The organism is Paeniglutamicibacter sulfureus (genome assembly GCF_039535115.1).
In the GTDB taxonomy this organism is placed as follows: domain Bacteria; phylum Actinomycetota; class Actinomycetes; order Actinomycetales; family Micrococcaceae; genus Paeniglutamicibacter; species Paeniglutamicibacter sulfureus.
Genome location: NZ_BAAAWO010000001.1, coordinates 3,491,116 through 3,516,945 on the forward strand (window position 1 = coordinate 3,491,116; position 25,830 = coordinate 3,516,945).

At 62.0% G+C, this 25,830-nt stretch carries 19 protein-coding genes and 1 pseudogene; 10 read left to right on the forward strand and 10 right to left on the reverse strand.

Annotated elements, in window-relative coordinates; genetic code table 11:
* Window positions 1-29: 29 nt before the first annotated feature.
* Together ABD687_RS15880 and ABD687_RS15885 are read right to left on the reverse strand one after the other, a co-directional pair.
* Window positions 30-1,414, reverse strand: a pseudogene (locus ABD687_RS15880) (IS3 family transposase).
* A 93-nt stretch (window positions 1,415-1,507) separates the two neighbouring features.
* The gene (locus ABD687_RS15885; RefSeq protein WP_310289723.1) at window positions 1,508-1,882 is read right to left on the reverse strand and encodes a hypothetical protein; all 375 of its coding nucleotides are present in this window, start codon (window positions 1,880-1,882) and stop codon (window positions 1,508-1,510) included.
* Between the two features lie 172 nt (window positions 1,883-2,054).
* Here ABD687_RS15885 and ABD687_RS15890 point away from each other — a divergent pair, with 172 nt between their 5' ends.
* Window positions 2,055-2,624: a histidine phosphatase family protein gene (locus ABD687_RS15890; RefSeq protein WP_310289721.1), complete on the forward strand. Its 570-nt coding sequence runs from the start codon at window positions 2,055-2,057 to the stop codon at window positions 2,622-2,624.
* 134 nt (window positions 2,625-2,758) lie between these two features.
* On the opposite strand, the gene ABD687_RS15895 is transcribed toward ABD687_RS15890, so the two are convergent.
* Entirely contained in the window at window positions 2,759-4,003 is a 1,245-nt protein-coding gene (locus tag ABD687_RS15895; RefSeq protein WP_310289719.1) for a hypothetical protein, read from the reverse strand.
* Window positions 4,004-4,124: 121 nt separating this feature from the next.
* Window positions 4,125-5,372, reverse strand: coding sequence for an exonuclease domain-containing protein (locus ABD687_RS15900; RefSeq protein ID WP_264269919.1), 1,248 nt, complete (start codon window positions 5,370-5,372; stop codon window positions 4,125-4,127).
* A gap of 197 nt (window positions 5,373-5,569) precedes the next feature.
* Here ABD687_RS15900 and ABD687_RS15905 point away from each other — a divergent pair, with 197 nt between their 5' ends.
* Entirely contained in the window at window positions 5,570-6,826 is a 1,257-nt protein-coding gene (locus ABD687_RS15905) for an APC family permease (protein ID WP_310289716.1), read from the forward strand.
* Window positions 6,827-7,090: 264 nt separating this feature from the next.
* On the opposite strand, the gene ABD687_RS15910 is transcribed toward ABD687_RS15905, so the two are convergent.
* Both ABD687_RS15910 and ABD687_RS15915 read right to left on the reverse strand, forming a co-directional pair.
* On the reverse strand, window positions 7,091-8,872 hold the full coding sequence (locus ABD687_RS15910; RefSeq protein WP_302263079.1) for a BCCT family transporter: 1,782 nt from the start codon (window positions 8,870-8,872) through the stop codon (window positions 7,091-7,093).
* 265 nt (window positions 8,873-9,137) lie between these two features.
* Window positions 9,138-9,809 (reverse strand): response regulator, encoded by a 672-nt coding sequence (locus ABD687_RS15915; RefSeq protein WP_264269921.1) that lies wholly within the window; start codon window positions 9,807-9,809, stop codon window positions 9,138-9,140.
* A gap of 101 nt (window positions 9,810-9,910) precedes the next feature.
* Here ABD687_RS15915 and ABD687_RS15920 point away from each other — a divergent pair, with 101 nt between their 5' ends.
* From ABD687_RS15920 to ABD687_RS15930, 3 genes are all read left to right on the forward strand, one after another.
* Window positions 9,911-10,120 carry a hypothetical protein gene (locus tag ABD687_RS15920; protein ID WP_302263078.1) on the forward strand — a complete coding sequence of 70 codons (210 nt, stop codon included), beginning with the start codon at window positions 9,911-9,913 and terminating at the stop codon, window positions 10,118-10,120.
* Window positions 10,121-10,175: 55 nt separating this feature from the next.
* Window positions 10,176-11,429, forward strand: a complete 1,254-nt coding sequence (locus ABD687_RS15925; protein WP_302263077.1) for a sensor histidine kinase — start codon at window positions 10,176-10,178, stop codon at window positions 11,427-11,429.
* Between the two features lie 445 nt (window positions 11,430-11,874).
* The gene (locus ABD687_RS15930) at window positions 11,875-12,498 is read left to right on the forward strand and encodes a malonic semialdehyde reductase (RefSeq protein ID WP_302263076.1); all 624 of its coding nucleotides are present in this window, start codon (window positions 11,875-11,877) and stop codon (window positions 12,496-12,498) included.
* An 86-nt stretch (window positions 12,499-12,584) separates the two neighbouring features.
* Here the strand turns inward: ABD687_RS15930 and ABD687_RS15935 are convergent, their stop codons facing one another.
* Both ABD687_RS15935 and ABD687_RS15940 read right to left on the reverse strand, forming a co-directional pair.
* On the reverse strand, window positions 12,585-13,664 hold the full coding sequence (locus tag ABD687_RS15935; protein ID WP_302263075.1) for a hypothetical protein: 1,080 nt from the start codon (window positions 13,662-13,664) through the stop codon (window positions 12,585-12,587).
* 162 nt (window positions 13,665-13,826) lie between these two features.
* Window positions 13,827-17,189, reverse strand: a complete 3,363-nt coding sequence (locus ABD687_RS15940) for a DEAD/DEAH box helicase (protein WP_302263074.1) — start codon at window positions 17,187-17,189, stop codon at window positions 13,827-13,829.
* A gap of 377 nt (window positions 17,190-17,566) precedes the next feature.
* Here ABD687_RS15940 and ABD687_RS15945 point away from each other — a divergent pair, with 377 nt between their 5' ends.
* The gene (locus ABD687_RS15945; RefSeq protein ID WP_302263073.1) at window positions 17,567-18,844 is read left to right on the forward strand and encodes an NAD(P)/FAD-dependent oxidoreductase; all 1,278 of its coding nucleotides are present in this window, start codon (window positions 17,567-17,569) and stop codon (window positions 18,842-18,844) included.
* Between the two features lie 171 nt (window positions 18,845-19,015).
* Here the strand turns inward: ABD687_RS15945 and ABD687_RS15950 are convergent, their stop codons facing one another.
* Window positions 19,016-19,870, reverse strand: coding sequence for an SDR family oxidoreductase (locus tag ABD687_RS15950; RefSeq protein ID WP_310289713.1), 855 nt, complete (start codon window positions 19,868-19,870; stop codon window positions 19,016-19,018).
* Window positions 19,867-20,496: a uracil-DNA glycosylase family protein gene (locus ABD687_RS15955; RefSeq protein WP_310289711.1), complete on the reverse strand. Its 630-nt coding sequence runs from the start codon at window positions 20,494-20,496 to the stop codon at window positions 19,867-19,869. The genes ABD687_RS15950 and ABD687_RS15955 overlap by 4 nt, the downstream gene beginning before the upstream one ends.
* A 113-nt stretch (window positions 20,497-20,609) precedes the next feature.
* Between ABD687_RS15955 and ABD687_RS15960 the strand changes: the two genes are divergently transcribed.
* The 4 genes from ABD687_RS15960 (at window position 20,610) to ABD687_RS15975 (ending at window position 25,747) form a co-directional block, all read left to right on the forward strand.
* Window positions 20,610-21,134, forward strand: coding sequence for a nucleoside deaminase (locus ABD687_RS15960; RefSeq protein WP_264269930.1), 525 nt, complete (start codon window positions 20,610-20,612; stop codon window positions 21,132-21,134).
* 129 nt (window positions 21,135-21,263) lie between these two features.
* On the forward strand, window positions 21,264-22,853 hold the full coding sequence (locus ABD687_RS15965; RefSeq protein WP_310289709.1) for an AMP-binding protein: 1,590 nt from the start codon (window positions 21,264-21,266) through the stop codon (window positions 22,851-22,853).
* A gap of 251 nt (window positions 22,854-23,104) precedes the next feature.
* Window positions 23,105-24,862 carry an SH3 domain-containing protein gene (locus tag ABD687_RS15970; protein WP_344761024.1) on the forward strand — a complete coding sequence of 586 codons (1,758 nt, stop codon included), beginning with the start codon at window positions 23,105-23,107 and terminating at the stop codon, window positions 24,860-24,862.
* Between the two features lie 153 nt (window positions 24,863-25,015).
* On the forward strand, window positions 25,016-25,747 hold the full coding sequence (locus ABD687_RS15975) for a cytochrome c biogenesis CcdA family protein (protein WP_310289705.1): 732 nt from the start codon (window positions 25,016-25,018) through the stop codon (window positions 25,745-25,747).
* Window positions 25,748-25,830 lie beyond the last annotated feature (83 nt).

The following is a 25,830-nucleotide window of genomic DNA, read 5'->3' on the forward strand; positions in this document are numbered from 1 at the left end:
AAGCGGTACCAAGGTGAGTTAGGCGGCCGTTAGGCCGCTGTTTTTTCGGTGGTTTCCTTTGGTTGGTTGATCCATGCCGGCCCGGGCAGGGCCAGGATCTTGGGGTCGGTGGTCGTGGCGAATCGGTGGGGATGTTCGGCGCGGGCCGCTGCCAGGGTCTGCGAGCGTTTCTCCGCGACGCCGGCGGCGAAGCCGTAGTGCACGTTGGCAGGGGTGTGGAACCCGATGCCGGAGTGCTGGTGGTGATGGTTGTACCAGTCGACGAAGCCGCTGATGAAGGCCCTCGCATCGCCCAGGGACGCGAAGCGTTCGGGGAACGTCGGACCATACTTCATTGTCTTGAAAATTGACTCTGAGTAGGGATTATCGTTGCTCACCCGGGGTCGGGAATGCGATCTGGTGACCTCCAGATCCGAGAGCAACGCGGCGACGGTCTTCGACGTCATCGAGGTGCCGCGGTCGGCGTGGACCACCTGCGGGATGCCGTGGATGCCGAAGATCTCCTTCATCATTTCCGCCGCCAGGATCGCCGCTTCGGTGGCGTGCACGTGCGCGCCGACAATGAACCGCGAGTGGATATCGATCATCAGGTAGCAGTCGAAGTACTTGCCCTTGACCGGGCCGGCCAACTTCGTGATGTCCCACGAATACACTTGGCCGGGGGCGGTGGCCACCAGCTCCGGGATGGCCCGGGGCGGATGCTTGGCGAGTTTCCGGCGTTCTTTGACCTGCCGGTTTTCCTCCAGGACCCGGTAGAACGTGGAGACCGAGCCCAGGTAGATCCCGGCGTCCAGCAACTTCGCATAGACCTGCAGGGGCGCCAGGTCCACGAACTGAGGCGAGTTCAAGGCCGCGAGGATCTCGGCCCGCTCCGTGGCGCTGAGCTTGTTCGGCGGAACCACCGGATCGTGGTCCCTCGGCGCTGCGGGCTTGCGGTAGATCGTGGTGCGCGAAAGCCCGAGCAAGGTAGCGGCCCGCCGCGTCGGGACTGCCAGTTCCACCAGCTGCACGTAGGCGCCCGTCAACGCTTCTTGGACTTCGGATCGTCGTTGGTGTCCTCGGAGATCGTCTCCAAGAACGCGTGCAGTTTTCCCATCACACCAAGGGCTGCCTCCGATCGTTTCAACCGGCTCTCGCTCACCTCCAGCTGGCGGCGCAAACGCGCGATCTCGGCCTGCTCGGGGGACAGTTTCCCGATTTTCTCCCCGGCCGTCTTGCCCTGCAGCACGCCGGCGTCGCGCAGCTTGCGCCACTCGGTGATCTGCGAGGAATACACCCCCTGCTCCCGCAGGAACGCACCGCCTTCCTGCCGGGTGCAGGCGTCCTCGTACTGGGCCAACAACTCAAGCTTCTGCGCGGGGTTATACGACCTGCGAGGGGTCGGTCCACCGGCACGCGGTCCGGAACTACTCATGGATCCATCTTGGCGCACTTCGGCCAAAACTAGATTAGACATACAGATTGGTTTCCTGGTTCTCGCCCTACGCGATCGAGCCGACTTGCTCTGTCACCCTGGTACCGCTCCAGCCTGACACGTAGGGGACGGCCCGGCAACCCACAGGACATAGCCCTCGTCATCGCTGATGACCAGTTCGTTGCCCGCATCGGCGGCAAGTTGCAACAAGCGGTCCTCAAGCAGGGGAACCAAGCCGGAAAGCACGGCTGCACGTTCCCTGCGGTCAACGATGTCCTCGGTGCCCAGCGGCCGGATGGCCGGGTTCTTCAGCGACTGTCGCTGCCAGGAGCGGGCCACCACTGGACGCACCGGTGCGGGGATGATCTCCGTGTTGGACCACGCCCGATGCAGCGGCATAAGCGATCGGGCCTTGGCCGCCGGATCCTCGAACGCAGCAAGCGCGGCCTCCAGCCGATGAACTGCCATATGTCCCACCCCTCAACCCTTAGAGGATCGCATGGAAGCACTTCCTTTGGACAGGGGGCGGGGGGCCGGGAAAGACGAAACCACTGAATTTACGCATCTGCATTGGCAGCTGAACTTCCCCGACGAGTGTCGGTGGTAGGCAGTCGGGGTGCGGAAGCGCGAGAATGGAGCCATGAAACTTGGATTCATTCGCCATGGGCAAACCGATTGGAACGCCGAAGGCCGCCTGCAGGGCTCCAGCGACATCCCTCTCAACGAGGTCGGACGCCAGCAGGCCCGCGACGCCGTGGCGGTGCTTGGCGCAGGCTCCTGGGATGCGATTGTCAGTTCCCCGCTGTCCCGGGCGCGCGAAACTGCGGAAATCATTGCAAGTGGCCTGGGGATAGAGTTGGGACGCAGCTACGAGGAACTCATTGAGCGAGATTACGGTCAGGCCGAAGGCATGCAGGACGGTGAATGGGAGAAGCTCTGGCCTAACAAGGTCGGCGGCGGAATAGAGAACTTGGACTCAGTGGTGGCTCGCGGTCTTGCCGCCATCGAGCTGATCGCCGCGGACTTCCCGGAGAAGAACGTTGCGGTGGTGTGCCACGGAACGATCATCCGCTACACCCTTTCCGCGCTCGCCGGAAACCAATTTGACAGCATTCTCAATGGATCCGTATCGCTGACGGACAACGTTGATGGCCTGTGGATGGTGCGCAGCGTCAACGGGGAAACGCTTGGAACCCCTCTCATCCAGTAGGCGCCGCATCCCGCGTATGCGGGTGCTCCACCCAACGCGTCGAAGCAGGAGAAGATATCACGGGGAACGCCGGACAACGGGACCGCCAGCCGAGTCCCTAAATTTTCGAGTATTCGTTCCCGGAGTCGCAAGGTTCACAACAACGGAAGACCGGTGAAGCTGGGAACCTCGTCGTTGGGATCCAAGAACGTGTACGCGACCTCGGAAGCATCCGCGAGTTCCAGGACCAGCGGCTTGCACAAGACCGGCGGGATGGAAAGCCGTGCGTTGATGGTCACGAGTCCTTCCGCATGCAACCGTTCCAGGTAATGCCAAGCTACTTCAATGGTGTCCGGGGTTCCGCGCGGATCGAAGTCGCTCAAGCCCCGGACCGGGTGCTTGAGGACTTCGACGCTGATCGGCTCGACGGCCGCCTCCAGCAAGAAATAACGGGTTAGGTAACCCATCTCCGGAACTCGGCGGAGTCCTTCTACCTCCACCGACACTGCACGGTACATTTGCTGCGCCACGCTACGGACCACGTTGATGAGATTGGCGGAGGGATCTTCAAGCAAGCCGATGGCCTCCTTGCTTGGGTAGGCGCGGGTGGCGCTCAATTCCACGAGTCCGGCGGCCACCGACGCATCCCAGTACAAGTTCAGGCGAGCCACATTCTTGGCGGACTTGAACCGGACCGGACCGTTCTTCGACGGTCCGCCGAGGGGTGTCGGCGAGCCGTCGTAAACGGCTGGTACTTCGAGGGCGGCGGCCGCCTCTTGTACATGTTTGCGGGTCAAGATCTTCGAGCTAGTGATTTCGCGCTTCGTGCCGAACCAACGCAAAAACGACAGCAATCGGCGGGTCAGGGCCAACTCCGCGATCCCTTCATGGACTTCTTCGTGGGAAAGTTTCGGAACACTGATCATCACGCTTTGAAGTTCGGGAATGGCGGAATATTCCGGCTCGAACCGGGGAAAATCGAAGCATTTGAAAAAAGATTCGAGGCGTTGAAATTCCTCATGGGTGCCGCTCCATGTTCCCGTGGTGCCTAGAAACTCAAGGTAGGCCCCCAGGACGTGTGTCGTTTCCAGGAAGTCGTTGGTTTTCTTGCCAAACATCAGGTCATCGAGCGTCGCGGCGAAGGCCGGGAGATTCAGGAAGGTGATTTCGCGACTGCTGTTTACGCGCGCATAGTGCTCCAGAAAAGCAACGATTTTCGCGCGGAGATCCGAACCGCGGATATCGAATCGACGTTCCGAGCACCATTGATCGAAAGCGGGGAGGACGCGAGGTAGTTCGCGGCGAATTCGAAGCTCATCGATGCTTACGACGGAAGGATCGGCTGCGCCGCGTGGTGGCGATTCGACCTTGTTGGCTGATTTCGGATCTTTGGGAGACATCTTTTTCCGCACAGTTTGGTCCTCTTGGCAGCGCCTACAACCCCGGCGCCGCCGCTGATGACTTGAGCATACTAGTGAGCCGAGATCGATTGTACCGTTGTCAAAAAATTCTGAAGAGACGTCAGTTGCCCGGCGATCTAAGGAGACGGTTCCACAGGTAATCCTCCCCGACCACCGGGATGCCGTAGGATCTGGCTTTTCGCGCTTTGCCCGAGAGGCTGTCCGGATCGGCGGCCACGAGAAGCTTGACCTTTTTTGTCACAGCCCCGTGAGGCGTGAAGCCGGCTTCTTCCAACTCGGCTTCGATGGCATTGCGCGGCCTGCTCATGTCCCCGGTCAGTACGACGAGATCGCCAGGTACCAGGAACGAGGAGGTCAAAGCAGTCGTATCAGGGACCGGCGGGACCGTTTCCTGTGTTGCTTGGGAAGCGGCCTCGAGCTGTTGGGCAGAGATGCCGAGCAGCCCCGCGATGGTTGTCAGTTCGTTTAGTTCATCTCCGGTGAGCGAACCATCTGCCCAAGCGACAGCTGACACCGAAGCGAAATACTTCCCGTGCAGTTCCCGAACGGTGGTTTGGCCGATTCCCAGATCATCGGCGGTGGCAACGAGTGCGGACTTTTCGTGAGCGGAGAGATACCGGTCAAGCAGTGCGCGGTCAAGTAGTGCCAGATACTCATGGTGTTCCGCTGGTCCGGATATTTCTGGCAGCCGCACCACAATCCGGTCAACAAAGTGCGGTTCCAAAGAACCCGCCGATGATCGGTGCGCGGGTTCGCGAAGGGGCGTAAGCGGTGTTTGTCGCCAGGATGTTTCCGCCGCCTCCGTCAGGAGAAAGTCCCAGTCTCCCAGATCGGGATCGAGCTCCATATATCGGGATAGAAGGACGGCCGCTGCCTCGGCGTCATCCCCGGCGCTGTGAGCATGCCGCAGCTCGATGCTGAATGAATCACAGCAGTCCTGCAGGGAGCGCCCCGCCCCAGGCAGATACTCGTGCGCCATCTGCATGGTGCACAAACCGCGTGGTAAATAGAAATCGGGAAGTTCGAGTCCCGCACGATGAAATTCGGCCCTGAGGAAACGCGCGTCGAATCCGAGATTATGCGCAACAACAATGGTTCCGGATAGGCGCCAATCAAGTTCGTCAGCGACGTCACTGAAGCGTGGCGCGTCGAGGATGTCCTTTGCCCGGATGCCATGGATCGATTGCTTGCCTAAGTCACGCTCTGGATTGATCAACGTTTCCCATCGATCCAGTACCGCTCCCGAACGGTCCATGGTAATGACGGCAATTTCTGCGATGCGGTCGTGGTTTCCCGGGAAAAGTCCCGTGGTTTCCGTATCAATGACTGCGAAATGTCCCAGTGTCATGCGAGTCCCCGATTCTTGCGCGTATCCAGCAATCCTCTTTGAGCTTAGGCGAACCTGCAAAGGTCGTTCCCAGACCAATGTCGATCTGTGGGGTTATGGCGTGGGAGCGCATGCGCGAAGTGAAAAGGCGACTGAGGGCGCGTCCCTCGATGTTGGTGCGCCACCAAACGTTAATCTCAATGTAGTACTTGTTGGGAATGCGAAGCTTGAGCGGAGAAGAAGTGGGCCCTGGCCTCAAACGTCAATTGGGTACCCAAGCGGCGGTGATGATCGGTTTGGGTGCAATGATTGGCGCCGGAATTTTTTCCGCGTTCACACCTGCGGCGTCCGCGGCCGGTTCCGCACTTCTGGTGTCCCTGTTTTTGGCGGCCGCGTTGGCGTATGCAAATGCACGCTCCAGCGCCCAACTCGCGGCTCGGTACCCGACGTCCGGAGGTACTTATGCTTATGGGCGCGAGGTGCTTGGCCCGTGGCAGGGCTTTATCGCCGGATGGGGCTTCGTAGTCGGCAAGACGGCTTCGGCAGCTGCAATGGCACTGACCTTCGCAACTTACACGGTTCCCGAAGCCTGGGTGAAGCCCGTCGCTGTTCTGGCGGTGGCGTTGCTGGTCGGCGTCAACTATCTGGGAGTTACACGAACAGCGGCCGCAGCACGCATCATCGTCATCGCGGTATTGGCGCTCCTTGCCGTGGTTCTGGTCGTGATCCTTACCGGCACCCATGCGCCGCCGGCCCACGCGGCAGGGGAGAATACCGGCGCTCTGGGTATCTTGCAGGGGGCCGGTCTACTGTTCTTTGCCTTCGCTGGATATGCACGCATCGCGACCCTGGGCGAGGAAGTACGAAACCCGACCAAGAGCATTCCCCGTGCCATTGGGATTGGCCTGGGCATCGTCGTAGTTCTCTACGCGGTGGTCGCGGTGGTGCTCCTGAATGTTTTGGGTGCCGGAGGCATTGCCCAAAGCGCCAAGCCTTTGGTCACCGCACTGGGGGATTCCTGGGCCTTGCCGCTGGTGCAAATAGCCGCGGCCCTGGCATCCCTTGGGGCGCTCCTAGCTTTGATTGCAGGCATTGGACGCACGGCCATGGCCATGGCACGGGAACGCGACCTTCCCCATCCCTTGGCCGCCATCCACCCGCGCTTTTCAACGCCGCACCGCGCCGAGTTGACGGTTGGCGTGGCGGTGGTCTTGCTGATCATGTTCTTCGACCTGCGGACCGCCATCGGGTTCTCGTCGTTCGGAGTGCTCGTCTACTACCTAATCGCCAACATCGCGGCGTTCAAACAGCCGCGGGACGAGCGCCTGAGCCCCGCGTGGTTGGGAGTCGCAGGTGCCATTGGGTGCGCCGTGCTTGTTGCCACGCTGCCACCCAGCGCCGTCATCGGCGGACTGGCGATGTTCGCCGTGGGCCTGGCCTACCGTGCCATTCGCCTGCGCTTCGGGGCTGACTGATACAACGTGGACCATTGATCGTCCAGCCTGGGAACAAGGTTCCGACTGACCACCACTTGCGGAACGCGGATGGCGCCGCACGTCGTGGTCTTCCACGACTTGGATCCGAGTCGGTGACCGCCAACCGGGCAGCAGAATACCGCCGTTGAGTCCGGCAGCTATTTGCCCACGCCTGTCGGAAACATTGATTGAAACGCATTCGAGGTGTTGGGTTCCCGTACATGGACGGGAACCCAACACCTCGATTTTGCGATGTAGGTTCGGCTAGCTCGTGGCCTGCGGTGGCTGGCCGGAGTCGCTGCCTTCGGTTTCCGGTGCGTCTCGATGGTTGTCAGCTTCCAAGCGAACCCTGCCCGAAGCCGCCGGCACATGGCCTCGGCGTGCCAGCGGAACTGACCGCCGCAGCCGTGCAGTGAAGTTCTGGAGATTGATCAACTGCGAATCCTGGTTCGGGGCTTCGACTTCCAGACCATAGAAATCGCCGATGTGGTCGACGAACGCCATGCGCCGTGCCTTTTCATATACCTTCACTTCACGTGAAAATGCCCGATACGTCGACCAACAGATCAAGATCAGGACGATGCTGAACGGCAGGGCAATGATGATCGCCGCTGTCTTGAGTGCCTCAAGGCCGCCCGAGAGCAAGAGGGAAGCGGCCAGGATCGAAGTTGCCAGCGTGAAGAAGATTCGGATCCAGTTCTTGGGCTCCACGTCCCCGCCGGTGGCAATCATGCCCATGACCAGCGCGCCCGAGTCAGCCGATGTAACGAAGAAGATGACAATCATGATGATCGCACCCACCGTTAGTACAGAGCCGGCAGGCAATTGGTCGAGCATGGCAAACAAGGCGCCCTCGGTGTCAATCGAGCGGTCCGGGGCGATGAGGTTGCCCGTTCCCTCCAGCTGTCCGTGCAAGGCGATTCCACCCAGGACCGAGAACCACATCATCGTGACAATGGTGGGAACCAAAATGACACCTGCAACGAATTGGCGTACCGTGCGACCGCGAGAAATCCGGGCAATGAAGATTCCCACGAACGGCGCCCACGAAATCCACCAGCCCCAGTAGAACGTGGTCCAAGTGCCCTGCCAGACCTCGCCCTCGGCCCCGGTGAAGGCACTGACGTTGAACGACATTGCAAGGAAGTTCTGCAGGTAATTGCCCACGGACTGTACGAAGTTTCTGAGCAGGAATTGCGTGGGGCCAACAATCAAGAGGAAGACGACCATCACGCCTGCCAGGATCAAGTTGGTGTTCGAGAGCCACTTCATGCCCTTGCCGACGCCCGAAAGAACGGAGAAGAGCACCAACGCGGTGACGACTGCAATGATGACGAGATCGATGAATTGGGAAGCCTGAACCAGTCCGGCGCTTTCCAGTCCTGCACTGATTTGCAAGACGCCCAATCCCAAAGAGGTCGCCACACCAAAGATCGTGCCAACCAACGCAACAACGTCGATGAGGTTTCCAAGTCCGCCATGGACCTTGCGCCCCAGCAGTGGCTCGAGTGTCCACCGAATCGATATGGGTCGGCCACGGCGGTGAATGGCGTAGGCGAGGGCCAACCCGATAACTACGTAGATCGACCAGGCATGCACCCCCCAATGCAGGAAGGTTTGCGCCTGCGCCTGTTGGGCAAGCTCGCCAGGCGATCCCGAGGCGCCGGGCTTGGGAGAGGCAAAGTGGCTCAGCGGCTCGGAGACGCCATAGAAGACCAGGCCGATGCCCATGCCGGCGGCGAAGAGCAGCGAGAACCACGAACCGAGGGAGAACTCCGGTTCGTCTTCGTCCTTGCCGAGCTTGATTTCGCCAAATTTGCCGAATCCCAGCCACAGGCTGAACACCACAAATCCCGTGGCAATAAGGACGTAGTACCAATTGAAGTAGCCGATGATCTGCGACTGGACGGACGCGAAGAGTGCCTCGGCAGTGCTTGGCATGGTCATGGCAAACGTGGCAAAAACAATGATGATGATGGCCGCGGGCCAGAAAACCCATCGGTGTACGCGTGGCTGGGCGCGCGCCTTCGTCAGTTCAGTTGTCATTTTTCGAGCCTAGGCGATGCAGGGGGGACCCTAGCAAGAAAGGTGGTTATTGCCACCTAATTTGCAAATGAATGCTAATCCATGAAATGGGGATCATATTAGTAAAATGTACAAGTTTTATATGTGCCCGGTCCCGCTGCCTGACGCCGGTGGCCGGATGGGCACCTATTCATCGTGCAAAACCGGTGCCCGTCCCGATCCGTTGGAGGCAAGGACGCCGGGTTGGCGTGACAACATCTGCCGAGCAACAACCGTAGGCCCTTGTCTAATCCATGTGCAGCTCGACAAGTCCGAATTGTGCAGCCCGGATCAAGGTCTGGACCCTGTCCCGGACACCGAATTTTGCCATGACACGGCTTAGATGCGCTTTGACGGTGGCTTCGGAAATGTGCAACTCGGCAGCCATCTCTGGATTGTTTCGGCCGCGAGCCAGCAACTGTAGGACTTCTAGTTCCCGCTCAGACAAAGGCATGGGGCTTTGTCTGCTCGTACTACTTGGTTTGATGCCGTGAGCATCGCGAACCGCGCGAATGAGATCCTGCGATAGCGATGCCGAAATGGCGGCGCTTCCGTCGTGCACTGCCTGAATCGCGCCGAGGATTTCCATGGGCTCGGCGTCCTTGACCAGATATCCTGCAGCACCGGCGCGTAGAGCCGGGACCAGGTATTCTTCCGAGGAGAATGCGGTTATGGCGAGTACGCCGATGTCCGGGTAATTCGTGATGATAATTTCTGTGGCCTCAACACCGTCCATACGCGGCATCTGCATGTCCATGAGGATCACGTCCGGGCTGTTGCCCGCACAAAAATTCACGGCCTCAATGCCGTTTGTTGCCTCTCCAAGCCAATGAAATCCTGGCGCTGCGTCGAGAATGATTTTGAGTGCTTGGCGCATGAGTGGTTCGTTATCTACCACAAGAACTTGGATGTCGGTCACAACTACGAGTCTAATGACCCTGAGTGGAATTGTGGGACTTGCAGGTGAGCAACAAAAGTTTTCGGGAATGTAGCTGTTGACTTACTGAAATAGGTGCGAGAATGGGCAACATGAATCGTAAAACTCGTATCTTCGCTGCTGTTACCATGTCCGTCGCCTTGCTGCTGCCGGCTGCAATTCCTGCCCAGGCTGCTGCCGTTCCGGGTTCCCTGGCGCAAGGTGGCTCAATGCCAGTCGCTGAAACCGCTGGCGCATCTCTGGCTTTCAATGACTGGCTGTGCCGATACTTTGGTGCCGGCTGCCGTTCATAGCTCCTAAAGATCTGGGCTTATTTGTGCGAGCCCTTATTTCGATGAGAATGGAGAAATGAACTCTCCGATAACTGTCGCCGCCAAGGAGCAGTCTTCCTCCAGTCTTGGGAGGAAGATTCTTCTGGTGGCCAGTGGATTCGTCGCACTGCTGCTGGGCACTGACATTGTGACACTTCTCAACGAAACTGACCCTGCCCTGTTTGTCTCCTTTGCTAAAGCGGTCGCTGTTAATGCGACCTTCGCTCTGGCGCTCGGACTACTGTGGGTGCGTACCCGATATGCGGTCATCGTTTCGATAGTGGCAATGACGTTGGCAGCATTCACCGGAGCATATTTGTACTCGCTCCTCATTATTCCCCTCCTCGTCGGCTTGGTTACTCTGACGGAGACCCGCAAATTCTCGCTCCGCTACCTCTGCATAACGGGCCTTTGGCCGATCCTGATCATCGTCGTCAGATCCTACGACGTGGGCTTCTTGATCATCATCATTCCTTTGGTTGCGGCGGCTTACTTCATCGCCATATTCGTCCGGAAATTCCAGGAACAGCGCGAAGCCGACAGGGAGCGCATTGAAGAATTACGACGCAAACAACGGGAAGCTGTTGAAGCGGAGCGCAAGGCCATTGCGAGGGACCTTCACGATATCGTCGCCCACGACATCACCGTGATTTCCATGCAAGCCAAGGCTGCAGGTTTTTCCGGCGATCCGGCGGTTGCCCAGGCCGCGCTCAAGGTTATCGGTGCTACGTCTAAGGAGGCGCTCCAGGACCTGCGCGTCCTGCTCAATGTGCTTCGATCCGACGGCCAGGCAACGCGTTTGGACGGATCGATTGTTGACAAGGCGGGGAATGCGGCCAGCAGCCTGGAAATATTGATTGGTGTCGAGATCTTTGCCGAGCGATTGGTTGACCTCGGCCACCCGACCAAGACCATGGCCGACCCAAAGCTTGCCGGGCTGCCCCAGTCGGCCCAAGCCGCGTTATATCGGGTGTTGCAGGAATCCACGACGAACATCGTCAAACATGCCGAGCGTGATGCGCCGTGCCGCATTGAGGCCCTCATTGTCGGTGACAGGGTTTGGCTTGAAGTCGCCAACAAGCTGCCTGGTCGGGTGATCGACCAGGGTTTTGACAATGGTGGTCATAGCTCCGGCATCGTGGGCATGGCCGACCGCATGGCAGCCTTCGGCGGGACTCTGTCGGCCCAGGGCGTCCGAGGTGACTGGGTGGTTCGGGCCGAGCTGCCCGCCAAGATTCTAGATGGAGCCCACCAGGTGCCCGAGGAACTACCCGAGGTCCAAGATTTATAGTGAGGTTTCCTCACTAAGTATGGTCAAAAGTCTAATGTGCTGTGGTTGCCACGCTGGATACAGTAGGTACTACATCGGCCGTATAGCCGATTGATGAGTACGAAGAGCGTTTTGCGAGTGGCGCTTCGAGAACTCATTTCCAGCACGCCAGACGACGCCAGCCCCGCAGACCAAGCCCCCAAGTTGGTCCGCATCGGGAACCGCGTCAAATGCTTTCCCCCAAGGAGCATTTGATAACCATGGTTCCCGGTCGCTACTACCCCAAGAGTAGCTACCATCGGCGTCGTCAGGCGTGCTGATGTTTAACCACGAAAGTGTCCCGTTCTCGAACCCTTGGCCATTCCGGGTGACGTGAATCACGGATGCCGGTGGAATGTGGCGGTCAACAGTGGTGGTTCTGCTTTAGTAGGAAACTACCGCTGAACCGCAAGGAGCACACCCCCACATGAGCGTTGAAACCGCCGCGACCGTGTACGAACAGCTGTCGATCGATGCAGATACCGCTGACAAGCTTTTCCTTCAAGCGCGAACTGCCAACACCTTCTCCGACGACGCCGTCTCCGACCAGACCCTGGAAGCCATCTACGAGCTCACCAAAATGGGTCCGACGATGATGAACAACCAGCCGTTGCGCATCACTTGGGTCAAGAGTGCAGAGGCCCGCGAGGCAGTTGTTGCCCAGATGATGGAAGCGAACCGACCCAAGTCCCTGGCCGCCCCGGCGCTGGCTGTGTTGAGCTACGATGCCAACTGGCACGAGCAGTTCCCCGTCTTCTTCCCCCACGCGGCGGAGCGGAAGGCAATGTTTGAGGACGATGCCGCCATGCGTGCCGAGATCGCCAAGAACAACGCCTGGATGCAGGCAGGCTACTTCATCATGGCCGTCCGTGCTGCCGGCCTGCATGCCGGACCCATGGGTGGCTTTAACGCCGCCGGCGTGGACACCGTCGTCAACGCCGAAACCGCCAACCACGCCTTCCTGATCGTCAACGTGGGCACCCCCGGCGAAAACGCTTGGTTCGACCGCCTGCCGCGCCTGGACATCGACATGGCCACGGGCAGCATCTAAGGGTTCCTCGTCCAATGTGACAGACGCCGTCGGGCGGCGGACGTGCCACGCACGTCCGCCGCCCGACGGCGCTAATAACCTATGAACTAGGCCAGTAGTTCCTCGGCCACCCGCGTCAGTGCCCGTTCCAGCGGGGCGCGCAAGACGCGCGGCACCCGCACGTGTTTTCCGATGCGCACCAGCCCCTCGGATTCCGCTGCGCGAAGCAGCGACTCCGCGGCGGGCACCGTCTTTTCAAAGAGTGGCTGCAGATGGGCCTGCTCGGGTTCGAGCTCCCCGGGAGCTGGGACAGCGAAGGCGGCTTCGGTGCGTGGGGGATTGGCCGACCCGGCCTTGCTCAACAATGCGGCAGCCATTTGCGTCACGGTGTGGTCGTTCTCCGATCCCACCGCGTTGAGCAGGATGTGGGCGTAGAGGCCCTCGGCGATGAGGTCTTTCACGCCGCGTGCGCTAAATCCCGAGTCGGCATGCAACGCTTCGCTGACCACCGGGGTCGGGACCGCTTTTCCCTGCTGGTTGGTCAGCAGACCGGCTCGCAACAGCGAGTTCCAGTAGGCGTCCAGCTTTGGCAGCTGAACGAGCGTGGCCACTGCAGTACCCGCCTCCGGGTCCCAGGGCAGATGCGTAGCCGCGGCTCCGGGGTCGTGGAGAACCGTGAGGCCCACGGCTGCGGCGGCCGGGGCCAGATCCATATCCAGCAGTGAGCCGTCCGGACGGACGTCCCGGCCCTCGCCGACCCATGCCAACAGCGCACGCGCAGTGGAAACCATGGGCAGTTTGGCCCAGCGGGCATCCGCGCCGTCCTCGTCGAGTTCCGGAACGACTACGGGGGACTCTCCGCCCTGGGCGGAGATCAGATCGAAGACCGCTTTGAATCCCTCCACCGAGCCGGACCAACGGCCACTTTCGGCCAGGAAAAGCACGAATTCCCGCAGCATCGAGGCGCAGGCAACCGCAACCTCGTCACCGATAGCGCGCAGATCCTCGAACTGGATCGACAGCGCGTCGTGGTCGAGTTCCGACACCGCTACCTGGCCGCGAAGCCGGGCGTGGACGGTCAGCAGCGTCACGAGCCCCTCGATGCCAGCTTCCGTATCGGCCGCGTCGTGGCGCTGGTTGAAGAAGGCACGCAACTGGGCCAGGTAGGGCCGCATCGCGACGCGCACCTGGTTTTCAAACTTGGACGCACCAGCACTCGAAGTGCGGGCGGGGTGCCCGCCTCGCGACTTATTGGTGGCAGGCTTCGATTTCGACATTTTGGCGTCGTCCCCTCTTTGGTACTTGGAAATCCTTGGATGCTACGGAATATTCAGTCGGCCGGTGCCCACTCAGTCGGCAAAGAGCGAACGGACATCGTCGGCGCTGATGGCCGAGGCGAAAGCCGCATCGTCATCCAGCACCGCGGTGAAGAGCTTGGCTTTCTTGTCCTTCAGTGCCATGACCTTTTCCTCGATGGTGTTCTTGGAAACCATGCGGTAGACCATGACGTTGCGCTTCTGGCCGATGCGGTGCGCTCGGTCAACAGCTTGGTTCTCCGAGGCGGGGTTCCACCAAGGGTCCATCAGGAAGCAGTAGTCGGCTTGGGTGAGGTTTAGTCCGAACCCGCCGGCCTTCAGCGAAATAAGGAACACCTGGACCTTGCCGGAGGTGAAGGACTCGATGACCTTGGCGCGCTTGGTGGTAGAGCCGTCCAGATAGGCGTGCTCGATCCCCGCTTCGGTGAGCCGGTCGCTGGCCTTGGACAGGAACGAGGTGAACTGGCTGAAGACCAGCGCGTTGTGGCCCTCAGCGGTGAGGTCCTCGAGCTGTTCGAGCAGGGCGTCGAGCTTGCTGCTGGGCACCGAGGCGTACTCGTCGTCGATGAGCGAGGCATCCAGGGACAGCTGGCGCAGCTTGGTGAGGGAGGAGAACACCGCGAAGCGGTTCTTGTCCATGTCTTCGAGCATGCCCAGCACCTTTTGGCGTTCGCGCTGCAGGTGCCGCTGATAGATGGTGCGGTGCTTGGGGTTCAGTTCCAGTTCCAGGACCTGTTCCTGCTTCTCGGGCAGGTCGGTGGCCACCAGTTCCTTGGTGCGGCGCAGCATCAGCGGGCGGATGCGTCGGCGCAGGCGCTTCAGCGCCTCGTTGTCGCCGTCCTTCTCGATGGGCTTGCGATAGGTCTCGTCGAAGCGCTTGAGCGTGGGGAAAAGCCCGGGAGCGGCAATCGCAAACATTGACCACAGCTCGGAGAGGTTGTTCTCCATGGGAGTGCCGGTGATGGCGAGCTTGAAGGACGTCGGGAAGTCGCGGGCCTGCTTGGATGCCTGCGTGGCCGGGTTCTTCACGAATTGCGCCTCGTCCAGGATCAGGCCGGAGAACTTCGTGGCGGCGTATTCCTCCTGGTCGATGCGGAACAGCCCATAGGAGGTGATGACGATGTCGACCTCGGCGGCGATCTCGTGTGCCGGGATCCCGCCGCGGCGCACCGTCTCGGTGATGTACACGCTGCGCAGGTCCGGGGCGAAGCGTTTGGCCTCGGCCTCCCAGTTGGAAACGACGGAGGTCGGGGCCACGACGAGGAACGGCGGCATCTTGCCCGCGGTCTCGTCGTGGTTGTCCTTGGCGTGCTGGATCAGCGCCAGGGTCTGCAACGTCTTGCCCAGCCCCATGTCGTCGGCAAGCACGCCGCCCAGGCCGTTGTCATAAAGGAACGAAAGCCATTCGAACCCCTCGCGTTGGTAGGGGCGCAGGGTGGCATCGATGCCGGCGGGCAGCGGGGCGTGGGCGACCTCAAGGATGTTGCTCAGTCCTTCGGAGGAGGCCTTCCACGCTTCGGAGGCCTCGACATTGGTAGCGATGTCCTTGAGGTCTTCCCACAGCGAAGCCTGGTGCTTGGAAATCCGAATGGTCCCATCCGTGGTGGAATCCGAGAGGGCGCGGGCCTCCTCGATGAGCCGGCGTAGTTGCTCGTATTCCGGGCGGTCGAGCGCGAAGTACTTGCCGTCGGGGAGCATCAGGTACTCGTCGCCGTGGGCCAAGGCCTGGAAGAGTTCGGTGAAGGGAACGTTGTTGCCATCGATCCGCACCTCCACACCCAAATCGAACCAGTCGTTGGTTTCGGTGTTCTCGGCCGAGATGGTGATCAGCGGGTCGGCGGTCAGCTCCTCGAAGCCAATGGTTTCGCCCTCGATGGTCACCTCCAGGTTTTCGATCGCCTGCAGTGTCGGCAGGGCGGCGGTGAAGCGGGCGGCTTCCACGCCTGAGATGACTATGGTGCTGTCGGTGGTCCGTTCCTGCTGCTGGATGTTTCCGAGGGCTCCAGGGAAATCGGCCATGGCCGCGCCCGCCTCACGCTGCAGGGCGAGCTCGGCCTTCGGATCGCGGTCGACGCCGGGGACCGGTGCGTTGTCCAGGGGAACCCGGATCTCGCCGTAGGCAAAGCCCCACTGGAGTTCAACGCCGGGAACGCCCGCTTTCTCGTCCTTGCGCCTTCGAGCGGTGTCCGGCTTGACGAGGATGTGCTTGACGCGCAGCAGCATCTTCGGGGCAAGGGAGGCCGGCACCTCGACGGAGCAGTCGAGGGAGGATAGTTCCGTGGCCTTGGCGAGCTTGGGCAGATATTCGCGTTCGAAGCTTTCCCGTCCATTGGCCGGGACGACCACCTTTTTGTCCGTGGCAAGCAGGCCCGTGATCAAAGGGGGGATCTTGGCGCGGGTTGGAGCCAAGCGCAGGTCGAGGTGCTTCATGCCGTCGCTGGCGTTCCACCAGAAGACGCCGTGGTCGGAGACGGTACCGATGAAGTCCGTGTCGAACTCCGCGGGCAGGACGTCGAGGGCGGGTCGGATCCGCAATTTCCGGCCCTCCGATGCGACGTCGGTTCTGATGGTGACGGGCTCGTGCACCTTCACAGAGGATTTTGCCGACGGCCCGCGCAACTCGATTCCCAGCGCCGTGGCACGTTCCAAATGGTTCCAGACCATGGGGCTGAGGAAGTCGCTGGCCGACAGATGCGTCCCGTTCCAGGCGGCAAACGAGTTTAGCTGCAGCAGGGTGCAGAACCACTCCACCTGGTCAGGGTCGTAGGTGTAGTCGAAGGGCAGCACCGGAACGCCGCCGGTGCGGGTGTAGCGGAAGTGCTGCCAGGCGAGGTTGCCTGAGACCCAGCGGCCCTTGTCGTTGAGCTGGACGGGACGCAGGACCAGTTCAAGCTTGGAGGTGTGCGGGATGTCCCCGTTTTTGATCTTCTGCATCGCAGCGGCCTGGTACCGCTGCAGGGTCCGGGGACGGAGCTCGAACTGGACACCCAGGGTGCGTTCCTCGGTTGCCATGGGTTGGGCGCCGCCGTCGCCAATCAGGGAGTCCAACATGCGCTCCCAAGGTGCCCTGGGATCGGGTTCCTCGAAGTTCGTCTCATCCCACATGTAGGCCAGGAGTGCCGCTGCTGCATGCTTGCAATTGGCACCCACCGGGCAGGTGCAGATCCCGTGCTGGGGCATCAAAAAGCCGTGGCGGACCTGGGAGTGGACTGCGGTGCGGTAGACCATGCCGCCCGAGCCCAGGACGCTGGCGCGCACGATGCTCATCGGGGCAACCCAGCTAACGTCCAGCACCCTGCCCTGGCTGGCATAGGCCGCACCGCGGTCAAGGCTCAGCGGACCGACAAGTTCCCGGATCAGAGTGGTCGACGAAAGCACGGGAGCAACGGGAAGCATGGAAATAGTCTAAAGGGGACCGCCCATGCGCCGGATCCAAAAGAACTGTTGTGCGACTGTCGGCTGAATGCGGTGGGTGGTTCCCGGGTGGGTTGTTTCAGTCCATCGGACAGTTAGTCGGCCCGGGTGCTTGCGCGAATATATGATTCGATCGATGATGAGAGCAGGTCAGACCCCATGCTAACGGGTCAGAAATGTGTCGTTATTGATCCCTGTTGCAAGAAAAACTAAAAAGTATCCGATTTTCTGTATTTAATGCAGACTCGGCGATGCAGTGGCCTGCGTCACCGATGAAAAGTGAAATGCCGTTGCTTCGAGTGGCTTTCAGCGCCAAAGTTGAGATCCAGAGTTGGAATTTCTTGAACGGAGTGTGAACCATGGCCAGCGCAGCGACGCCAGAACATGTTGTAATCGTCGGTGCCGGGTTCGTCGGCCTGTCCGCCGCCTGGTACCTGCAGGAAGAGGGCGTCAAGGTCACGGTCGTGGATCGCGGGGGAGTTGCCTCGGGCGCCTCTTGGGGCAACGCCGGCTGGCTGACCCCGGCACTCACCTTGCCGATTGCCGAGCCGTCCATCTTCACCAGCGGACCGAAGATGTTGCTGGATCCCGCGTCCCCGCTGTACGTTCCGTTGAAGGCCGATGCCAAGCTGCTTCGCTTCCTGGTGGGCTTTGCCTGGCACAGCACGCCGAAGAAATGGCAGGAAGCCATGCGCATCTACTCGGAGATCGGAACCACCGGACTGGATGCCTTCGACGAGATCTCCGAGAATACCAATGCCGGCCCGGGCGTCGTCGAGAAGACCAAGCCGGCCAACCCCTTCCTGACCGGCTTCAAGTCCCTGAAGGACCGCGACGGCCTTCTTCACGAATTCGACATGATCCGCAAGACCGGCGGCAAGGTCGAGTTCGACCTGCTCACCGGCGACGAACTGCGTGCCATCGAACCAACCCTCTCCGACGAGGTGGCGGCCGGTGTTGCGATCAAGAACCAGCGCTTCCTGAACCCGCCGAAGTACATGGAGTCCCTCGCCGAGTCGGTGGTCGCCCGCGGCGGCGACATCGTCGGCTCCTTCAACGTCACCGACATCCGCGACAACGGCGGCTCCGTCACGGTCATCGGCTCCGAGGGGCGCTCGATCACCGCCGACCACGCGGTCATGGCCACCGGCGCCTGGTTGAACGACCTGACCAAGAAGTTCGGCGTGAATGTCGTGGTCCAGGCGGGACGCGGCTACTCCTTCACAGTCCAGCCCGAGGTCATGCCGACGCACCCGATTTACTTCCCGTCCCAGCGCGTTGCCTGCACCCCGTTGGGTGACCGCTTCCGCATTGCCGGCACCATGGAGTTCCGCGACGCCAACCACCCGCTGGAGCCCAAGCGCATCGAGGCCATCGTTGCCGCGGCCGCCCCGGTCTACAAGGGCATCAACTGGGAGAACCGCAAGGAGGAATGGGTTGGCGGACGGCCCTGCACCGCCGACGGCCTGCCGCTGGTCGGGGCCACGAAGTCGCCCCGCGTGCACGTCGGCGGCGGACACGGCATGTGGGGCGTGGCCCTGGGCCCGCTGACCGGCAAATTGCTGGCCGCGGGCATCGTGGGCAAGGAAAAGCCTGCCGTTGCACGCCACTTCAACCCGCTGCGCAAGGGCTTTTAGGCTCTTGTAGGAAAAACCGCCGAACCCCGGCGATCGGTGCGGATCAGGAAGCCCGCACCGATCGCCGGGGTTCCTTGCGTGAGGGACAACCGATCCGACCGTGATGCCCGTAGTGGCGGCCCCGGCCCCAAGAACCCCGCCGGCGGGCAGCGGGCGGAGCCTGCCGGCTGCTCAGGGGTGCCGCACGCCTTCGCCCGCAAGCACGCTCGAATAGCCTTCGCGGTAGGTCGGGAACGTGAATTCAAAGCCGCTGGCGAGCAGCCGGGCATTGGACAGGCGTCTGTCGCCGCCGCGGTTCACCGGGGCTTCTCCGACCTCGGGACGGGGAACGCCGAGGCTCGAGGCCAGGAACCCCTGGACCTCGCCCAGATCCGCCGGTTCGTGGTCGACACCCAGATACAGCGGGGCGGGCGCGGTGTCCATGGTGCACAAGTGCACGATGGCAGCAGCGGCATCGTCGCGGTGGATCCGGTTGGTCCACACGGTTTCTCCGGGGGTGCGTGCCTTGCCGTTGCGCACCTGGGAGACCAGGTGGTTGCGGCCGGGTCCGTAGATGCCGGCCAGGCGCAGGATGATTGGCGTCGTTGCGCGTTCCCGCACTGCCGCCTCCGTCACTGCCAGGATCTGCGCGGTTTCGGTGCGCGGCGAAATCGGGGTGTCCTCGTCGACCCAGCCTCCGGCGGCATCGCCGTAGACCGCGGTGGAGGAGACCAGCAGGAAGCGTTGCGGATCAACGCCGTCGCGTTCAAGTGCGTCGAGCACGCGATGCGTGGCGTCCAGGTAGGTGCGCCGGTAGGCTTCTTCGCTGCGCTCGGGTGCGGCGGGGGTGAAGACCACGATATCCGTGGCCGGATCGATGGCCGGCAGCTCGGTGCCGGCATCGCCAAGATCGACCCGCCGGGTGCCGAAGGAGGCAGGCAGCACTTCGGGCCGGCGGCGCCACGCGGTGACGTGGTGCCCGGCGGCTGCGAAGCGCAGGCCCGCCTCGGTGCCGAGATCCCCGGCACCGAGAACGAGGACCTTCACTTGGCCGGTGGGCGCAAACCGGCGCGAGCCATGGCGTCGGCGTACGCGGCCACCATTTCGTCGAACCACGCCTGCTGCTTTTCGGCCGAACCCAGGAAGGCGCGGTCAGCGGTGGAACGCACTTCGTAGATCTTGATGCCGCGCTGGTTGATGACTTGCTGGCCGCCTGCCTTGATCCAGGCCTGGACCAGGCGCTTGGCCTCGGTGCCGTGGGCCACGATCGCGGAGGTGCGGTAAGCGATGCGCATCAACTCCTTGAGCGGGCGGATCCCGGCTTTCACCTGGTCCGGGGTCAGCTTGGTTCCGCCGTCGGGCAGCTCCCACGGATAGACATTCCACGGGATAGCAAAACGCGGCTCCAACCCGGCAGTCTCATAGACTGCAGCGAGTCGTGCCGCGGTGGGATCGTCGTTGCGCAGGGACAGGAAGCCCGAAGACGTTCCGGGGCCCGGCGCGATTTGGAGCGAGATAACCCGAGCCTCGTCCACGTCGTGCACCGGGTCGATAAGCGGAACCCGGGAACCGGGCTGCTGGTCCTGCAGCTTGCGACATAGTGCCGTGAGTTCGGCGACGGAATCGTCCTCCACCTTGCTCAACTGTTCTTCAAAGTACTCGGATTGGCTCATTATTCACCTTTCGCCCTCGCACTGAGCCTACGCCGATTAGCCGTCGCGCGCATTCCAGCGTTCAACGGCCTGCCGCGGTGGGCAAATCGACGGCCATGTCGCATGATGGGCACATGGGACTGACGCGCTTGGACATTGACCATCTGACCCGCTGTGTTGCACTTGCCGAGGAGAGCCTGGAGGCAAACGACGAGCCCTTCGGCTCCATCCTTGTCGACGCCGACGGGTCCGTGCTCTACGAGGGCCGGAACCGCGTGGCCGGCGGGGATGCCACCGCGCATCCGGAGCTGGCCATTGCGCAATGGGCGCTGGCAAACCTTGATCCGGAGCGCAGGGCGGCCGCCACGGTATACACCTCCGGGGAGCATTGCCCGATGTGCGCCGGGGCCCACGGCTGGGCCGGTCTGGGACGCATTGCCTTTGTTGCCTCGGCGGCGATGCTTGATTCCTGGCACCGGGATTGGGGTGTCGGGCGCGGGCGGGTGGCCGCGTTGCCCATCAACCTGGTGGTTCCGGGCATAGAAGTGGTCGGGCCCGCCGAGGAGCTGGTGCCGCGGATCCGCTACCTGCACTTCCAGGCCCACCAGGAGACGTTGCGTCGTCCCGCCGCCGTCAAAGGGTCCGGTGGCGCGACATAAACAGTGAAACCCGGTGTCTAATTGTGAAACTGCGTTCCGAAACCTTACTCTGGGAAATGTCGTCGGCGTCACACTGTGCCAAAGACGATTGGGACCGGAAAAACAGACGAAGACCGGAATGAGGACCACATGGGTGTGCAACCACTGGCCAACCACTCGGAACTGACACCATTGCGATTCCTGCAGCGCTCGGTGGAGGTGTATCCGTCCAAGGAAGCCATCGTGCACGGGTCACGGTCCTACAGCTACGCGCAGTTCGGGGCGCAGGTGCAGCAATTCGCCAAGGCGCTGGCCGCTCGCATCGTTCCCGGTGACCGGGTGGCGGTGTTGGCACCCAACATTCCCGAAATGCTGGTCGCCCACTATGCCGTCCCACTGGCCGGCGGTGTGCTCGTGGCACTGAACACCCGGTTGTCGGCCCGCGAGCTCGGCTACATCATGGAGCACTCGGCCACGAAGCTGCTCTTTGTCGACTCGGAGCTCCTGGGCGCCGCGGCGACGCTGCGCGCAGAGGTCCCGTCCCTTGAAGCGCTTATCGAGATCCAGGACCCGGAATTCACCGGCACCAGGTCCGAGGTCCAGGTCGATGGAACCTATGCCGAATTCATTGCCGCCGGCACCGGGGCGGACCTGGACTACGCGATCGCGGACGAGCGGGCCCCGATCACGCTGAACTACACCTCGGGGACCACCGGCAAGCCCAAGGGCGTGCTGTACTCGCACCGAGGCAGCTACCTTAACTCGATGGGGGAGGCTTTCCACCAGGGCTTTGATGCTCACACCCGCTACCTCTGGACGCTGCCGATGTTCCATTGCAACGGCTGGTGCACTCCCTGGGCCGTCACCGCTGCCGGCGGCACCCACCTGTGCCTGCGCGGCGTGCGCGCGGAGCCGGTGTGGGACGCCATCGACGACCTCGGCGTCACACACCTGTGCGGCGCGCCCACGGTCTGCTCCATCATCGCCGACTCCTCCCGCGCCCACGAGCTGGAGCGCGGCATCAAGATCACCACTGCAGGGGCTCCGCCCTCGCCGGCGATCATCCGCAAGCTGCAGATGCTCGGCATCGAGGTCGTTCACGTCTACGGCCTCACCGAGGTCTACGGGCCCTACACGATCTGTGAGTACCAGGACGCCTGGGACGGGTTGGACGACGAGGCCAAGGCGCAGAAAGTCGCCAGACAGGGAGTGGGCATGGTCCAGGCCGAATCGGCGCGCATCGTTGATGCTGACATGAAGAATGTGCCGGCCGACGGGGAGACGATGGGTGAAATCGTGCTGCGCGGCAACAACGTCATGATTGGCTACTACCGGGACGAGGAAGCCACCGCCGCGGCGTTCTCCGGCGGCTGGTTCCACACGGGGGACCTAGGCGTCATGCACCCCGACGGGTACATCCAGCTCAAGGACCGCGCCAAGGACATCATCATTTCCGGCGGGGAAAACATCTCGACCATCGAGGTCGAGCAGGCATTCGCAAACCATCCGGAAGTCCTCGACGTCGCGGTGATCGGCGTGCCGAACGAAAAATGGGGCGAAACGCCGGTTGCCTTTGTCATCCGGGCCAGCGGATCGCAGGTCGACGCGGCGACGCTCCAGGCCCACGCCCGCACACAATTGGCCGGTTTCAAGGTTCCCAAGACCATCCACTTCCCGCAGGATTTGCCGCGCACATCCACCGGAAAGGTGCAAAAGAACGTGTTGCGGCAAAACGCCTAGCGCGTCCGCACGCAGGTGCGTTTCAGCGGTTGGTCCTCCCGAAAAAGCAACACCGGGAGGGCCAATTCTCTTCAATCCCTTCTGTAACACCCGTGACATTGGCAACTCCAGACACATAGTGTGTACCCAAGCGAGCACTTATCCACGGGGATTGATGTCTCAGGGTCAATTCCTTTGTTCAAGGAGTAATCACCATGAGTCCCCAACCCCTCCTCTCCCTACGGATTGCAGCGGCGACATTCGGTGCGTCAATGGCGGTGGGGGCACTGGCCCCCGCGGCGGTGGCAGCACCGGTCCCCACGGGCGCAGCTCCACTGCAACTCACTGTCGTGAAGAAGCCACTCGCCCCGCGTGCGCAAACCACCACGGTCATTCGAACCACCGCGAACTTGAACCTACGTCAGAATGCCGGTGCCCATTACGAGTCCTTGGCTGTTCTTGCCAAGGGCACTGCGGTTACCCGGACGGGCAAGGCCAGCGGTGTTTGGTGGGAGGTCAAGGCCGGTTCGCGGACCGGTTGGGTGAGTTCCAACTATTTGGCGAGGAGCGCTGGCAAGGCGCCGGCTCCCACGTCGTCTGCGACGCATCGGACGAGTGCGAATTTGAACCTGCGGCAGGCTCCGGGCACGCATTCCAGGTCGTTGATCGTGCTTGCCAAGGGCACTGCGGTTACCCGGACAGGCAAGGCCAGCGGTGTTTGGTGGGAGGTCAAGGCCGGTTCGCGGACCGGTTGGGTGAGTTCCAACTATTTGGCGAGGAGCGCTGGCAAGGCGCCGGCTCCCACGTCGTCTGCGACGCATCGGACGAGTGCGAATTTGAACCTGCGGCAGGCTCCGGGCACGCATTCCAGGTCGTTGATCGTGCTTGCCAAGGGCACTGCGGTTACCCGGACAGGCAAGGCCAGCGGTGTTTGGTGGGAGGTCAAGGCCGGTTCGCGGACCGGTTGGGTGAGTTCCAACTATTTGGCGAGGAGCGCTGGCAAGGCGCCGGCTCCCACGTCGTCTGCGACGCATCGGACGAGTGCGAATTTGAACCTGCGGCAGGATCCGGGCACGCATTGCAGGTCGTTGATCGTTCTTGCCAAGGGCACTGCGGTTACCCGGACGGGCAAGGCCAGCGGTGTTTGGTGGGAGGTCAAGGCCGGTTCGCGGACCGGTTGGGTGAGTTCCAATTACTTGGAGAAGAGCACGGGCCAGGCACCCGGCCCCGCTCCGGTCGCCGGCGCCAATCGCTGGGTGGACGGCACCCAGCCGATGTATGCCCAGGCCTCGCTATCCTCCAAGCGCCTCGCGGTGCAAACCGGTGGGACAAAGGTCCGGCTGATCAAGAGTTCCGGCAACTGGTCTTTCATTGAAACGCCGACCGGTCAGGGCTGGCTCCCCAGTTCATCCTTGGCCAGCAGCGAACCGGGCAACAATTCCACCTCGTACCGGTGGACCGCCTATGCAGCCAACGTCCGCACCGGCCCCTCAACCGCTTTCAGCACCTTGGGCGTCATCCCGGCAAACCAAAAAATGACCTACCTGAAAACTTCCGGTGGCTGGTCGCAGGTCAAGACCTCCAAGGGAACGGGCTGGATCAAGAACACGCTGCTGACCAGCGTCCAGTACCAAGCCCCGAAGGAGCTGCAGCCGATGACCCGGGCCATGATCCGGGAAGTCCAGGACCTCTTCGGGGCCGGGATCAGCAGCGTCGGCGGTTCGCGCGCCGGCTCCGTCGGGCACAGCTCGGGGCTGGCCGCGGACTTCATGATCAAGGATTATTCCTCGGCCGCAGGCATCAAGGCCGGCGACCAGATGGCACAGTACCTGGTGGAAAACCACGAGCGGATGGGGATCAGCTACCTGATCTGGCAGGACAAACTGTGGCTGGCCGAGGACGGCCAGTGGGGACCGTATTCAACCAGCGGCTGGGGCAAGCACCTGGCATCCTCCCGCGGATGGAACGACACCACGCGGCACATGGACCACATCCACGCTGAGATCTCTGCCTCCCGGGCCAACAAGTAGTTCGTCGGAGCCCTGGTTTGCCTCGGGGCAGGGGACAATGCCTGCTTCACGGGCGATGAAAACCCTGCTCGGCACCGGTGTGCAGGCCATCGACGAAGAACTGGGCCGCTGAACGCCGTGCAAATCGGGTTCGCCTATGCGTTGATCGGTGGAATGCTTGGCGTATTCAGCCCCTGCAATGCGTTGTTGCTGCCGGCGTTCTTCGCCAACATCGCGACCTCGCGTGCCACGCTCCTGAGCCTTGGTTCCGTGTTCCGGGCGGCCTGCTTGCCACCCTGGTCCCTCTCGGACTGGGTATGGGATGGCTGGGCGGAACCTTCATCATCGACCGCGGCGTCTTGCTCGGCGGAGCCGAATGGGCTTATTGCCCCGGGGCTGTTCACGGCCTTTCGCGGAGGGATAGATCTTTCCCGTCTGGTTCCGGGCCGGCCCCGGCCCGTCGCCGGATCGCTCGCCGGTACATTTGCCCTGGGTGCAGTTTCCGGCGTGGCTGGATTCTGCACTGGCCCGGTGGTGGGCGCGATCCTTACCCTCGCACTGTCTTCCGCGTCCCCGGCCCGCGGCGGAACGCTGTTGGGGCTTTACGGCGTGGGCATGGTGCTGCCGATCATGTTCATTGCCCTACTGGTCCGCAAACTCGGCCACCGTTCCGTTTCATCGAGGGCGGCGATTCCGTGTGGGCAGGTTGCGCCTGCACACGACCTCGTTGACGATGGGCGCTTCACCGTGCTCGTTGGCTGGATCCTCATCTTCACCAATGGCACGGCCGCCGTACCCGAGCTGCTCCCCTCGAACTGGAACGCCGCATTTGAAAATCTGGGAAGGCAAGTTGACGCAGCCGTTCCGTCGTGGGCCTGGACGGCACTGGTCGGCGCATGTTGCTGATCTGGTGGCTTCGTGCCGCCGTCCGCAGGACCAGCCGAACGGGTGGCGCCGACGCCTCGAGAGTCCCCTCAGCAGGCAGGTCC

Coding starts and splice junctions, on each gene's coding strand:
- ABD687_RS15890 (WP_310289721.1), top strand. CDS start 2,055: ATGAAACTTGGATTCATTCGCCATGGGCAAACCGATTGGAACGCCGAA.
- ABD687_RS15910 (WP_302263079.1), bottom strand. CDS start 8,872: ATGACAACTGAACTGACGAAGGCGCGCGCCCAGCCACGCGTACACCGA.
- ABD687_RS15905 (WP_310289716.1), top strand. CDS start 5,570: ATGCGAAGCTTGAGCGGAGAAGAAGTGGGCCCTGGCCTCAAACGTCAA.
- ABD687_RS15955 (WP_310289711.1), bottom strand. CDS start 20,496: ATGAGCCAATCCGAGTACTTTGAAGAACAGTTGAGCAAGGTGGAGGAC.
- ABD687_RS15965 (WP_310289709.1), top strand. CDS start 21,264: ATGGGTGTGCAACCACTGGCCAACCACTCGGAACTGACACCATTGCGA.
- ABD687_RS15945 (WP_302263073.1), top strand. CDS start 17,567: ATGGCCAGCGCAGCGACGCCAGAACATGTTGTAATCGTCGGTGCCGGG.
- ABD687_RS15930 (WP_302263076.1), top strand. CDS start 11,875: ATGAGCGTTGAAACCGCCGCGACCGTGTACGAACAGCTGTCGATCGAT.
- ABD687_RS15900 (WP_264269919.1), bottom strand. CDS start 5,372: ATGACACTGGGACATTTCGCAGTCATTGATACGGAAACCACGGGACTT.
- ABD687_RS15895 (WP_310289719.1), bottom strand. CDS start 4,003: ATGTCTCCCAAAGATCCGAAATCAGCCAACAAGGTCGAATCGCCACCA.
- ABD687_RS15970 (WP_344761024.1), top strand. CDS start 23,105: ATGGCGGTGGGGGCACTGGCCCCCGCGGCGGTGGCAGCACCGGTCCCC.
- ABD687_RS15940 (WP_302263074.1), bottom strand. CDS start 17,189: ATGCTTCCCGTTGCTCCCGTGCTTTCGTCGACCACTCTGATCCGGGAA.
- ABD687_RS15960 (WP_264269930.1), top strand. CDS start 20,610: ATGGGACTGACGCGCTTGGACATTGACCATCTGACCCGCTGTGTTGCA.
- ABD687_RS15885 (WP_310289723.1), bottom strand. CDS start 1,882: ATGGCAGTTCATCGGCTGGAGGCCGCGCTTGCTGCGTTCGAGGATCCG.
- ABD687_RS15975 (WP_310289705.1), top strand. CDS start 25,016: ATGCTTGGCGTATTCAGCCCCTGCAATGCGTTGTTGCTGCCGGCGTTC.
- ABD687_RS15925 (WP_302263077.1), top strand. CDS start 10,176: ATGAACTCTCCGATAACTGTCGCCGCCAAGGAGCAGTCTTCCTCCAGT.
- ABD687_RS15920 (WP_302263078.1), top strand. CDS start 9,911: ATGGGCAACATGAATCGTAAAACTCGTATCTTCGCTGCTGTTACCATG.